This is a genomic window from Pseudarthrobacter sulfonivorans (assembly GCF_001484605.1).
Taxonomy (GTDB): Bacteria; Actinomycetota; Actinomycetes; order Actinomycetales; family Micrococcaceae; genus Arthrobacter; species Arthrobacter sulfonivorans_A.
Map to the genome: position 1 here is coordinate 1,050,170 of NZ_CP013747.1, position 12,177 is coordinate 1,062,346.

The following is a 12,177-nucleotide window of genomic DNA, read 5'->3' on the forward strand; positions in this document are numbered from 1 at the left end:
TTCCAGCCATGAATAAGCGTACTTACGTCGGTTTGGATGTCCATGCCCGCAGTGTGAAGGGCTGCGCGATCGACCGCGAGACAGGCGAGATCCTGCGCCAGAGCCTGGCGGCCAGCGATGCCGGGGTAGCCGAGTGGGTGTCAGGATTGCCAGGCCCGGTCCTGGTTGTCTATGAGGCAGGCCCGACGGGATTCGGGTTGGCCAGGCTCCTGGCTGCCGCCGGTATCGAGTGCTTGGTCGCCGCACCGTCCAAGCTGCAAAGGCCCTCCGGAGACCGGGTTAAGACTGATGCCCGCGATGCCGAGCATCTGGCTCGGTTGGCCCTGCTCGGGCAGATATCTCCGGTACGGGTTCCGGGCCGCGCGGATGAGGCTGCCCGTGATCTGGTCCGTGCCCGCGAGGACGTCCGCGCGGATCTCATGCGGGCCAGGCACCGCGTCTCAAAGCTCCTGCTGCGCCACGGCCTGGTCTACTCCGGCGGCCATGCCTGGACCGACGCCCACCACACCTGGCTGCACCGGCAACACTTTGACGACCCTGCACTGCAGGCCGCCTACGAAGCCGGGCTCGAGACAGCGGAGTTGACGCTGGACCGCAAAAACCGGCTGGACGCGAAGATAACCTCTCTGGCGGCAACTGACCGGTATGCCCCGGTGGTCCACTCCCTGATGTGTCTGCGCGGAATCTCGGTGCTGACCGCGTTCGGCCTGGCGGTGGAAATCGGCGACTGGACCCGCTTCACGGGCAGCACCATCGGTGCATACCTGGGCCTGGTCCCCTCGGAGCACTCCTCGGGCGCCTCCCGGTCCCAGGGGGCCATCACCAAGACCGGGAACACCCACGCCCGCCGTCTGCTGGTCGAGGCCGCCTGGCACCACCGCCGCCCCTACACCAATGCCAGCCGTGACATGCGCTCCCGCTGGGACGCAGCCGACGAAGCGTCCCGGGTCCGCGGCCACCAAGGCAACCACCGACTCCACCACAAGTGGGAGCAGTTCGAAGCCCGGCACAAACGCCGGGTCATCGCCAACGTCGCCGTCGCCCGCGAACTGGCCGGCTGGTGCTGGTCCCTCGCCGCCCCGGTACAACAGGAACAGCCATGGACGAATGAATAGACGTGCGCCGTTCCCGGCCCGACCCGGACCGCTCGGCAGCGTGGAGGAGACCCGCGACTGAACTATGGACAACCGGCAAACGCCGGTGACGCCCGACATTCCTAGACCAGCGGCACCCCTCCAGCCGAACACCTCGTCCTGCGGTAACCAACCCGCGCATATCAGTCTGACAGCGCCCCCCGTCGATCACGACGCGCCAGCCAACCGGACCAAGCAGGGAACGGACACAAAAGAGCGGTCCAAGACAAACCAGCCTTGGACCGCTCACCCTTGCCCTCTTGACAAGGAACACCTACATATCAGTTGACGCTGGACCGCAAAAACCGGCTGGACGCGAAGATAACCTCTCTGGCGGCAACTGACCGGTATGCCCCGGTGGTCCACTCCCTGATGTGTCTGCGCGGAATCTCGGTGCTGACCGCGTTCGGCCTGGCGGTGGAAATCGGCGACTGGACCCGCTTCACGGGCAGCACCATCGGTGCATACCTGGGCCTGGTCCCCTCGGAGCACTCCTCGGGCGCCTCCCGGTCCCAGGGGGCCATCACCAAGACCGGGAACACCCACGCCCGCCGTCTGCTGGTCGAGGCCGCCTGGCACCACCGCCGCCCCTACACCAATGCCAGCCGTGACATGCGCTCCCGCTGGGACGCAGCCGACGAAGCGTCCCGGGTCCGCGGCCACCAAGGCAACCACCGACTCCACCACAAGTGGGAGCAGTTCGAAGCCCGGCACAAACGCCGGGTCATCGCCAACGTCGCCGTCGCCCGCGAACTGGCCGGCTGGTGCTGGTCCCTCGCCGCCCCGGTACAACAGGAACAGCCATGGACGAATGAATAGACGTGCGCCGTTCCCGGCCCGACCCGGACCGCTCGGCAGCGTGGAGGAGACCCGCGACTGAACTATGGACAACCGGCAAACGCCGGTGACGCCCGACATTCCTAGACCAGCGGCACCCCTCCAGCCGAACACCTCGTCCTGCGGTAACCAACCCGCGCATATCAGTCTGACAGCGCCCCCCGTCGATCACGACGCGCCAGCCAACCGGACCAAGCAGGGAACGGACACAAAAGAGCGGTCCAAGACAAACCAGCCTTGGACCGCTCACCCTTGCCCTCTTGACAAGGAACACCTACATATCAGTTCAGGGTCGCAATGACCCTGTTCAGCGTGGCGGACGGACGCATCACGGCCGAGGCCTTGGCCTCGTCCGGCCGGTAGTAACCGCCGACGTCCACCGCTGAGCCCTGGACCGCGGCAAGTTCGCCGACGATGGTGTCCTCGTTGGAGGAAAGCTCCTTGGCCACAGCCGCGAACGATGCCGCCAGCTCCGCGTCCTCGGTCTGCTTGGCCAGTTCCTCAGCCCAGTAGCGGGCGAGGAAGTAGTGGCTGCCACGGTTGTCCAGCTCGCCCGCGCGGCGGCTCGGGGACTTGTTTTCCAGCAGGAAAGTTCCCGTCGCCTTGTCCAGGGTGTCTGCCAGGACCTGCGCGCGGGCGTTGTTCGTGGTGGTGGCCAGGTGCTCGAAGCTGACGGCCAGAGCCAGGAATTCACCCAGGCTGTCCCATCGCAGGTGGTTTTCCTTGAGCAGCTGCTGGACGTGCTTGGGAGCAGATCCGCCGGCGCCGGTCTCGAAGAGGCCACCACCGTTCATCAGCGGAACAACCGACAGCATCTTGGCGCTGGTGCCCAGTTCCAGGATGGGGAACAGGTCCGTGAGGTAGTCGCGGAGCACGTTGCCGGAGACGGAGATGGTGTCCTCGCCCTTGCGGATGCGCTCCAGGGTGAAGGCAGTCGCCTTCACCGGGGACATGATCTCGATCTGCAGGCCCTCGGTGTCGTGGTCCTTGAGGTATTCGTTGACCTTGGCGATGAGGTTGGTGTCGTGCGCGCGGGTCTCGTCCAGCCAGAACACTGCGGGCGTCTTGGAGGCGCGGGCGCGGGTGACGGCCAGCTTGACCCAGTCGCGGATGGGGGCATCCTTGGTCTGGCAGGCGCGCCAGATGTCACCCGGGGCGACCTCGTGTTCGATCAGCACAGCGCCGGAACCGTCCACGATCTGCACGGTGCCGGCTTCCTGGATCTCGAACGTCTTGTCGTGGCTGCCGTATTCCTCGGCGGCCTGGGCCATCAGGCCTACGTTCGGGACGGTGCCCATGGTGGTGGGGTCAAAGGCGCCGTGGGCGCGGCAGTCGTCCAGAACAACCTGGTAGATGCCGGCGTAGGAGCTGTCCGGGAGGACCGCCAGGGTGTCGGCTTCCTGGCCGTCCGGGCCCCACATGTGGCCGGAGGTGCGGATCATGGCGGGCATGGAAGCGTCCACGATGATGTCGGAGGGCACGTTGAGGCTGGTGATGCCCTTGTCAGAGTCCACCATGGCCAGGGCCGGGCCGTCGTCGAGGCCCTTCTGGATGAGCGCCTTCACGCCTGCACGGACGTCCTCCGGAAGCTCCTCGAGGCCGCTCAGGATGGCAGCAAGGCCGTTGTTGGGGCTCAGCCCGGCGGCGGTGAGCTGCTTGCCATAGGTCTCGAACAGTTCGGAGAAGTAGGCCTTCACCACGTGGCCGAAGATGATGGGGTCCGAGACCTTCATCATGGTGGCCTTCAGGTGCGCTGAGAACAGGACGCCCTCTTCCTTGGCGCGGACTACCTGGGCTGCCAGGAACTCGTCCAGCGCCGCGGCGCGCATAACAGTGCCGTCGATGACCTCGCCGGCCAGCACCGGGAAGGCCTTCTTCAGGACCTTGACCGAGCCGTCTTCGCGGACCAGCTGGAGGGCGATGGTGCCGTCGGACTCGATGACCACGGACTTCTCGTTCGCGCGGAAGTCGTCAGCCGTCATGTGCGCAACGTTGGTCTTGGAATCCGCGGACCAGGCACCCATGGAGTGCGGGTTCTGGCGGGCGTAGTTCTTGACGGACAGCGGTGCACGGCGGTCCGAGTTTCCCTCGCGCAGGACCGGGTTCACAGCGGAGCCCTTGATCTTGTCGTAGCGGGAGCGGACGGCCGTTTCCTCGTCCGAGGAGGGGTTGTCCGGGTAATCCGGCAGGTTGTAGCCCTGGCCCTGGAGCTCGGCGACGGCGGCCTTCAGCTGCGGGATGGAAGCGCTGATGTTGGGCAGTTTGATGATGTTGGCGTCCGGCGTCTTTGCCAGCTCACCCAGTTCAGCAAGGGCATCGCCGATCTGCTGTTCCGGGGTGAGGTAGTAACCGAACACGGAGATGATGCGGCCTGCGAGCGAAATGTCACGGGTCTCCACCTCCACACCTGCGGTCGAAGCAAACGCCTCGATGATCGGCAAGAACGAATAAGTAGCCAGCATCGGCGCTTCGTCGGTGTGGGTATAGATAATCTTGGACATGCGCGGGCGTCTCCCTGGAGGTCGGCTGATTTTTTGGAAATTTTGTTCTATTTCACCACCCCCTAACTTACCTGAGGACACGGCTTTGAACCGTACCGGGGCGGCCGGACGGCCCTGCATTACAGCGGATTGGGGCATGGGAAAACGCCCGACGGCGGTGCGCACCCCGGGCCGCCAGCCGCCGTCGCGCTTTACCGCCGGGAGCCACCGGCGCAGGTGAGGACCCGGTCAGCGCCGCTTGTGGGGTATGTCACTGGGCCAGAGCTGCACGTATTTGGGGTCCTGACGGCGCAGCTCCTCCGTCGCCGTGAACGAATGGACGGGATCGACGTCCCGCAATTGCACGGCTGCGGCGTAGGCCTCAACAGCCGGGGCAGCAGTTTGGCCCCAGCCGTCGGCTGTTACGTGCCTGCCATTAACGGCGGACCTTTTGGCGGACTTCCAGAAAGCAAACACGATGAGACCCCAATTCGCTGAGAGTCCGGAGCCCAGATCGGACGTGTAACTGTATAGAGAAAAGTACACTTCGGCGGCCGTTTTTGCCAGAGCGGCGCACCAGCGAGCGATCATGAACGCCTGCCCGGGACCATACCCGAGGCGTCACTACTATGTACAAATTTGTCATACGTCGATAGGTTCGAGGAGTCACGCGGCGGGCCGTCCCGGACCCCCTCACACCCGTTTTAGACAGGACAACAATGACGCGAACCAGCTCCCTGGCCGCCAGCTTCCTGAGCCTTTCGGCAGCTGCCATAATCGCGCTGGTTGGCGCCGGGGGCGCCAACGCTGCCCCATCGGCGTCGGACGATAACGCAGTACCTTCGGTTGCCCGCGCAACGGCGGACAGCACCGGCGCGGCAGACTACTGGACATCAGACCGCATGCGCGCGGCGATTCCCGGCGATGTCCTCGCAAGCAAGGCGCTGGAGCGCGGCAACTCTTCCAGCGCGGCGAGCGTGCTGAAGGGACCTAAAACCAAGGTGGCGGGCACCACGGGCAAGCCCTCACTCTCTCAGCCTGCAAGCCCTGTAGCCCACATCGGCAAGGTGTTCTTCACCCTCGGCGGCCAAAATTACGTCTGCTCCGGAAACGTCGTGTCGGCGTCGAACAAGAGCACCGTTGCCACGGCCGGACACTGCCTCAACGAGGGTCCCGGCACGTTCGCCACCAAGTTCGTTTTTGTCCCTAAGTACAAGGACGGGGTGGCGCCCTACGGTGCGTGGACCGCCGACGAGTACTTCACGCCCACCCAGTGGAGCACGGGTGGGGACATCACCTACGACACCGGCTTTGCCGTGATGGACCCGAGGCAAGACGGCGCACTGCTGGAGGATGTCGTCGGCGGCTCAGGCGTGGCATTCAATGAAGACCGCGGCCTGCAGTACACCGCCTACGGCTACCCCGCCGCCAAGCCCTTCAGCGGCGAACGGCTCTGGAGCTGCACCGGCACGGCCACCAAAGACACTAACAACTCGCAGTTCAATACCCAGGGCATCCCGTGCGACATGACGGGCGGCTCTTCAGGCGGCCCGTGGTTCATCGGCAGCGGCTCCGACGGCTTCCAGAACTCCATCAACAGTTACGGCTACAGCCCGAAACCCGTGATGTACGGCCCGTACTGGGGCAGCGTCATCAAAGCGACCTACGACAGTGCCGCAGCAGCCTAGGAAAACCTCGCCTGACGAGGCATCCGGGAACGGATCCGTCAGCCACATCAAATCGGGCCAGCCCCGCGAGGAGATCCTCGAGTACTGGACCAAACAGCGAATGGCCGCTGCAAAGCCCCGGGAGCTTCGGCTTCCGGAAGGGGGGCCGCGCCTCATGCAGCGGGGCGCGGACCCGGCACCACGTCCTTCCTAGCTGCCCGTTAAGGCCCGACGGCGCCTGTCCCCTCAGTTGGGGACAGGCGCCGTCGACGTTTAACCCTGGGCCCACGCCGGCAGGGTTCCCTGACCGACCTTAGGGAGCCGGTGGGGATTAGTGGAAGAAGTGGCGGGCACCCGTGAAGTACATGGTGATGCCGGCCGCGTTGGCCGCGGCAACGACTTCCTCATCCCGGACGGAACCGCCGGGCTGGACCACGGCGCGGACGCCGGCGTCGATCAGGATCTGCAGGCCGTCAGCGAACGGGAAGAACGCGTCGGAGGCTGCAACGGCGCCGCGGGAGCGCTCGGGTGCGCCAGTCGCGTCGGCGTTTGACGCACCGCCAGCACCTTCGCCGTCGGACTCCACCGAAACGCCCAGCGTGTTGGCGCGCTCGACGGCAAGGCGGCAGGAGTCCAGCCGGTTGACCTGGCCCATGCCGATGCCCACGGCTGCGCCGTGATCGGCGATCAGGATGGCGTTGGATTTGGCGGCACGGCAGGCAGTCCAGGCGAAGGCGAGATCCGCGAGCGTCTTTTCGTCGGCGGCTTCGCCGGCGGCGAGGGTCCAGTTGGCGGGGTTGTCGCCGTCGGCGTCCACCTTGTCGCTCATCTGTACCAGGACACCGCCGGAAACCTGGCGCATTTCGGCCGGGTAGCGGCCGTAGCCCTCGGGCAGTGCGAGCAGGCGGATGTTCTTCTTCTTGGCGAGGATCTCCACGGCTGCCAGCTCGAAGTCCGGGGCGATGACAACCTCGGTGAAGATGCCGGCAACGGTCTGCGCCATGGCCGCGGTGACCGTCCGGTTGGCAGCGATGACGCCGCCGAACGCGGAGACGGGGTCGCAGGCGTGGGCCTTGGCGTGGGCGTCGGCGATCGGGTCGGCGGCCGAGGCGGAACCAACGGCGACACCGCACGGGTTGGCGTGCTTGATGATGGCGACGGCGGGCTCGGCGAAGTCGAACGCGGCGCGGAGGGCGGCGTCGGCGTCGACAAAGTTGTTGTAGCTCATGGCCTTGCCGTGCAGCTGGTCGGCCTGCGCGATGCCGGCCGGGGCTGCCTTGTCTACGTAGAGCGCAGCCTGCTGGTGCGGGTTTTCGCCGTAGCGGAGAACCTCGGAGCGCTCCAGCGACAGGCCGGCGTAGGCAGGCCAGTCGATGACGCCGTCGCCGTCTTCATCCAGGAACTGGCTGGCAGTCCAGGTGGCCACGGCGTTGTCGTAGGACGCGGTGTGGGCGAACGCCTTGGCGGCCAGCCGCCGTCGGGTCTTCAGGTCAAAGCCGCCCTCAGCGGCGGCGGTAACCACGGAGCCGTAGAACGCGGGGTCAACAACAATGGCGACGGCGGCGTGGTTCTTCGCTGCCGAACGGACCATGGCGGGGCCGCCGATGTCGATCTGCTCAACGACATCGTCCTGCGCGGCGCCGGACTTCACGGTCTCAACGAACGGGTAGAGGTTCACCACCACCAGGTCGAAGGTTTCAATTTCCATGCCGGCGAGGGTTTCCATGTGCGCAGGGACGCGGCGGTCCGCCAGGATGCCGCCGTGGACGCGCGGGTGCAGCGTCTTGACGCGGCCGTCCAGCATTTCCGGAGACCCGGTGACTTCTTCGACTTCCTGGACCGGGATACCGGCCGCGGCGATCTTCTTGGCCGTGGAACCGGTGGAGACGATCTTCACGCCGGCTGCGTGCAGGCCCTTGGCGAGATCCTCCAGCCCGGTCTTGTCGTAGACCGAGATCAGCGCCCGGCGGATGGGAACACGGTCGATGGATACACGGTCAGGCTGCGTGACGCTCACAAAAAGTCTCCGTCTGATCTCGCGGAACAGTGCCGCGGTTGGTGGGGATGGGCCCAGTTTATCGTGTTGTGCGGTTTGCCCCGCTTGCCGGCGGCAGTGTGAACGTCAGTGGGCACGGTTAGAGTTTTCACAGGAGGCTGCGATGAATACTTACACCACTGTGCCCAGCGGCGAACAGGTGGTCCAGGAACTGCCCTGGCGTTGGAAAGTCCAGGGCAGGATCTTCGTGATCGGCGGCCTCGGCTTCATGTTCGATGCCTGGGACGTGACGCTTAACGGCATCCTCATCCCGCTGCTCTCGACGCACTGGGCCCTGGCTCCCGGCGAAGTGGCCTGGGTGGGTACGTCCAACCTGATCGGCATGGCCCTGGGCGCGTTTGTGTGGGGCACCATCGCCGACACGATCGGGCGGAAGAAGGCGTTTACGGCCACGCTGCTGATCTTCTCGCTCTTCACGGTCCTGGGCGCCTTCTCCCCCGACTTCATCTGGTTCTGCGTGTTCCGCTTTATGGCCGGCTTCGGTCTGGGCGGCTGCATTCCGGTGGACTACGCGCTGGTGGGTGAGTTCACACCACGCAAGCAGCGCGGGAAGGTCCTCACCGCGATGGACGGCTGGTGGCCGGTGGGCGCGGCCCTTGCCGGTTTTGTGTCCGCCGGCCTCGTGGCGGTGTTCGGCGACTGGCGGCTGACCATGCTGGTGATGGTGCTGCCTGCGCTCCTGGTGTTCTGGGTCCGGCGCAGCGTTCCGGAGTCGCCGCTGTTCCTCATCCGCAAGGGCCGCCGCGAGGAAGCTGCCAAGGTCATCGACGACCTCGTGGCGGCAACGGGCGCCGAACCCCGTGCCTACAGCCTGCCCGACGCGCAGGAAGTTCCGCGGCTCTCCGCCGGCAGCGCCTGGCACCAGCTGCGGCTGGTGTGGCAGTTCAACTGGAAGATCACGGCCACGGCCTGGGCCCTGTTTTTCAGCATCCTGCTGGTCTACTACCTGTCCCTGACGTGGATGCCGCGGATCCTGATCGGCGCGGGCTTCGCCGAGTACAAGGCGTTTGTGACCACGGCGTCCATGGCCGCGGTTGGGCTCTTGGGTGTTGTTGTGGCCGCGCTGCTGGTGGAGCGTGTGGGCCGCAAATGGATCCTGGCCATCACCGGCCCGCTGTCCGCGCTGACCCTGGTGATCGTGGCGATTGTGGTGGACATCCCCACGGCAGCCGTTTTCTGGCTGCTGGTATTCGGCTTTGTGGTGCAGATAGCGATTCCGGTGCTCTACGCCTATGTGTCAGAGCTTTACCCCACCGAGCTCCGCGGCACGGGTTTCGGCTGGGCGTCAACATTTTCGCGGCTGGGGGCTGGTTTTGGGCCCCTGATATTTGCGAACTACTTCTGGCCCGAGCTCGGCCTGGCCACGTCCTTCGCCCTGGCCGGCGGGCTGGTGCTGGTGGCCGTCCTGTGGATGGCGTTCTTCTCCCCCGAAACCAAGCAGCGCCGCCTCGAGTAGCCCCCGGCGTCACCCGAAAATCAGACGGCGGCGAGGGCTGCCAGGGTGTTGACCAGGAGGCGGCGCTCCACCACTTTGATGCGTTCGTGCAGGGATTCCTCGGTGTCGCCCGGTTCAATCGTGACGGCTTCCTGGGCGATGATGGGCCCGGTGTCCACCCCGGCGTCGGCCCAGTGCACCGTGCAGCCGGTGACCTTCACGCCGTAGGCCATGGCATCGCGGACGCCGTGGGCGCCGGGGAACGCAGGCAGCAGGGCCGGGTGGGTGTTGAGGTACTTGCCGTGGAAGGCTGCGATAAAGTCGGCGCTGACGATACGCATAAAGCCGGAGGAGACCACGACGTCCGGGGCGTAGGACGCCACGCGGGCGGTCAGTGCGGCATCCCATTCGTCGCGGGTGGGGAAGGAGTTGAAGTTGACCACAAACGTCTCCAGCCCGGCTTCCGAGGAGCGTTCGACGCCGTAAGTCCCCTCCCGATCGGCACCTACCGCGGCGATTTCCACGTCCAGCTCCCCAGCCTTGACGGCGTCGATGACTGACTGGAGATTGGACCCGGTACCGGAAACGAGGACTACGATGCGCATGGGTCTAGCTTATGGGCACGCTCGCGTAGGCTGGAAAACATGAACAACACCCCGGAACCGGCTGGCCAGCAACGGACCAAACAGCCGCTCAGCGACGCCGCCAAGGACTCGCTCACCAAAACCCGCAACCTGTTCCGGATCTTCATTGTCACCGTGCTGGGCGCCTTCTTCGTCTACCAGCTCGACGTCAGCTACCTCTGGCTCACCGGCATCCTGACCGCGGCGAGCTTTGTGCTGGGTATCCTTCTGCTGGTTCGGTCGGCTCGGCTGAAGGAGTCCAAGCTGGTCCTGTTCGGCACCGTCTCGGGGCTGGTGGTATCGCTGATCATGCTGCTGGTCATCCTGGCCACGGCGCTGTTTTTCCGCCAGGTCCAGGACTTCCAGACTTGCTCACGCGAGGCCCTCACCGACCAGGCGCTCTCCAATTGCCGGGTCCAGCTGGAAAGCTCGCTGCCGGGTCTCCGGTAGCAGCCACACCACTAGCAGCCACGCCAGCAGTCGCCACGAAAGTCAGCGGGCCAGTTCCGCTTCCTCATCCACGTGCTGCTGGCGTTCCAGCCACGGTCCGGCTGCGTAACCGATCACGACGCCGATGCCCACCTCGGCGGCAATCCAGAGTCCCATCCACAAGGGGTCGGGTCCGATGGCGGTGAGGCGCCCGAGGCCGGCGGAGCCACGGGCCAGCCAGGCCAGGCCCGCGGCCAGCAGCCCGGACACAACCCCGACCAGCGCGCCGAGGGCAAGGGTGGACACCGTGGCCGTGAACCAGCGCGCGTCAATCTTGATGGAGAGCCACTCGTCAAAGTGGTTTTCGCCTTCGCGCAGGAACCACCATCCGGCCAGGATCCCCGCCAGAACGGGCAGCACCAGCGCCACGAACCCGTAGTCCAGCGGGCCTGACGGGATAGCGGCGAAGACGGGGATGGACGGCAGCGGCCCGGTGGCGGTGCCCAGCGGCCCCACCTGCGAGCCCACGCCCATAGCGAAGCCCGAGCCCGAGACCCAAGCCAGCGCAAAAACCACAAGGTTGGGCAGATACCCAAGCTGCGCGATGGTGAGAGCGGCACCCCCTACCGCGCCGGCGTCGAGCGCTTCATAGACAGCAATCACCAGGTTCCAGTGGATAAAAAGGTCCACGGCCAGGAGCACACCGGCGAGCGCCAATGAAGCAGACAGCGCCACAAATCCCGCCTTCGCCGCGGAGCCCAAATAGGAGCCGGCCCAGCGGGAATGCTGGCTGGTGCGCGAGATCCAGTCGACCGCATCGACGCCGATCAACCGGCTCCACGAGCCTGCCTCGCGGCGGGCGCCAATCACCATGCCGAGGGCGAACGGGATCAGCGGGATCAGCATCGCGAACCAGATGTTAATGACGACGTCGGCGGTGCGGCACACAAAGCCGGTGGCAGCGCCGAACGCCGAGTAGACCACCCAGGACCCGAGCAGCGCCTGCCACAGTTGGTCCGTATAGGAAGCCCGGGCCAGGCGCCGCCCCGCACGCCAGGCGAGCAGGAACGGGATCAGGGTCAGGCCGAGGGGCACCAGGGTCAGCAGGCCGGAGCCTGGACTGCCGGCCGCACCAGCCTCACCAGACACGACGGCGAGCTGCAGCGGCACCCCGTGAATCAGCAGCCAGCCTTGGCCGGCGAGGCGGGCCAGGGCATCAAAGGCGGCGTTCTGGAAACCCGCGGTGGCCCACACGGCCACAATGGGCACCACCGCCAGGAGCGCGGAGATGATGGCAGCCTGCGCCGTTTCGAGGCCTCCCTGCAACCACAAGGGCATGGGAAGGCCTCGGTCTCCGGTCTGATCAGCGCGCAGTTTCATCGTGTCCCATGGTGTCACGGCCGGGCCTCCGGACCGGGTTTCGACAGGCTCATTCCCCCTGCGAGACGCGCCTCACCAGAGTTCGTAGTCCGCGGCCGGCGAGGCCCGTGGCAGGCGAAGAACCGGACGACGACGGC

General features: G+C 66.0%; 9 protein-coding genes and 1 pseudogene. 5 read left to right on the forward strand and 5 right to left on the reverse strand.

Annotated features, from left to right (window positions below):
- The first annotated feature begins 8 nt into the window (after positions 1-8).
- Both AU252_RS04630 and AU252_RS04635 read left to right on the forward strand, forming a co-directional pair.
- Positions 9-1,115, forward strand: coding sequence for an IS110 family transposase (locus AU252_RS04630; protein ID WP_058929711.1), 1,107 nt, complete (start codon positions 9-11; stop codon positions 1,113-1,115).
- A gap of 309 nt (positions 1,116-1,424) precedes the next feature.
- Positions 1,425-1,952, forward strand: a pseudogene (locus AU252_RS04635) (transposase); the annotation flags it as partial.
- Positions 1,953-2,251: 299 nt separating this feature from the next.
- Here the strand turns inward: AU252_RS04635 and AU252_RS04640 are convergent.
- The gene (locus tag AU252_RS04640) at positions 2,252-4,471 is read right to left on the reverse strand and encodes an NADP-dependent isocitrate dehydrogenase (RefSeq protein WP_058929712.1); all 2,220 of its coding nucleotides are present in this window, start codon (positions 4,469-4,471) and stop codon (positions 2,252-2,254) included.
- 228 nt (positions 4,472-4,699) lie between these two features.
- The gene (locus AU252_RS04645) at positions 4,700-5,041 is read right to left on the reverse strand and encodes a hypothetical protein (protein WP_058929713.1); all 342 of its coding nucleotides are present in this window, start codon (positions 5,039-5,041) and stop codon (positions 4,700-4,702) included.
- Between the two features lie 128 nt (positions 5,042-5,169).
- On the opposite strand from AU252_RS04645, the gene AU252_RS04650 reads away from it, so the two are divergent.
- Positions 5,170-6,138, forward strand: coding sequence for a trypsin-like serine peptidase (locus AU252_RS04650; protein ID WP_058929714.1), 969 nt, complete (start codon positions 5,170-5,172; stop codon positions 6,136-6,138).
- 310 nt (positions 6,139-6,448) lie between these two features.
- Here the strand turns inward: AU252_RS04650 and purH are convergent, their stop codons facing one another.
- Complete coding sequence (gene purH, locus AU252_RS04655) at positions 6,449-8,134, reverse strand: bifunctional phosphoribosylaminoimidazolecarboxamide formyltransferase/IMP cyclohydrolase (RefSeq protein WP_058929715.1); 1,686 nt, start codon at positions 8,132-8,134, stop codon at positions 6,449-6,451.
- A gap of 142 nt (positions 8,135-8,276) precedes the next feature.
- Here purH and AU252_RS04660 point away from each other — a divergent pair, with 142 nt between their 5' ends.
- Complete coding sequence (locus AU252_RS04660; RefSeq protein WP_058929716.1) at positions 8,277-9,629, forward strand: MFS transporter; 1,353 nt, start codon at positions 8,277-8,279, stop codon at positions 9,627-9,629.
- A gap of 20 nt (positions 9,630-9,649) precedes the next feature.
- Here AU252_RS04660 and purN read toward each other — a convergent pair whose 3' ends face one another.
- A complete protein-coding gene (gene purN / locus AU252_RS04665) occupies positions 9,650-10,213 on the reverse strand; it encodes a phosphoribosylglycinamide formyltransferase (RefSeq protein WP_058929717.1) in 564 nt (187 codons plus the stop codon).
- 39 nt (positions 10,214-10,252) lie between these two features.
- Here purN and AU252_RS04670 point away from each other — a divergent pair, with 39 nt between their 5' ends.
- Positions 10,253-10,681, forward strand: a complete 429-nt coding sequence (locus AU252_RS04670) for a hypothetical protein (RefSeq protein WP_058929718.1) — start codon at positions 10,253-10,255, stop codon at positions 10,679-10,681.
- 42 nt (positions 10,682-10,723) lie between these two features.
- Here the strand turns inward: AU252_RS04670 and AU252_RS04675 are convergent, their stop codons facing one another.
- Positions 10,724-12,040: a cell division protein PerM gene (locus tag AU252_RS04675; RefSeq protein ID WP_058929719.1), complete on the reverse strand. Its 1,317-nt coding sequence runs from the start codon at positions 12,038-12,040 to the stop codon at positions 10,724-10,726.
- Positions 12,041-12,177: the final 137 nt, after the last annotated feature.

Bases quoted from the DNA above. Each gene is read 5' to 3' on its own strand.
- AU252_RS04630 (WP_058929711.1), top strand. From the start codon at position 9: ATGAATAAGCGTACTTACGTCGGTTTGGATGTCCATGCCCGCAGTGTG.
- AU252_RS04640 (WP_058929712.1), bottom strand. From the start codon at position 4,471: ATGTCCAAGATTATCTATACCCACACCGACGAAGCGCCGATGCTGGCT.
- AU252_RS04645 (WP_058929713.1), bottom strand. From the start codon at position 5,041: ATGATCGCTCGCTGGTGCGCCGCTCTGGCAAAAACGGCCGCCGAAGTG.
- AU252_RS04650 (WP_058929714.1), top strand. From the start codon at position 5,170: ATGACGCGAACCAGCTCCCTGGCCGCCAGCTTCCTGAGCCTTTCGGCA.
- AU252_RS04660 (WP_058929716.1), top strand. From the start codon at position 8,277: ATGAATACTTACACCACTGTGCCCAGCGGCGAACAGGTGGTCCAGGAA.
- purN (WP_058929717.1), bottom strand. From the start codon at position 10,213: ATGCGCATCGTAGTCCTCGTTTCCGGTACCGGGTCCAATCTCCAGTCA.
- AU252_RS04670 (WP_058929718.1), top strand. From the start codon at position 10,253: ATGAACAACACCCCGGAACCGGCTGGCCAGCAACGGACCAAACAGCCG.
- AU252_RS04675 (WP_058929719.1), bottom strand. From the start codon at position 12,040: ATGAAACTGCGCGCTGATCAGACCGGAGACCGAGGCCTTCCCATGCCC.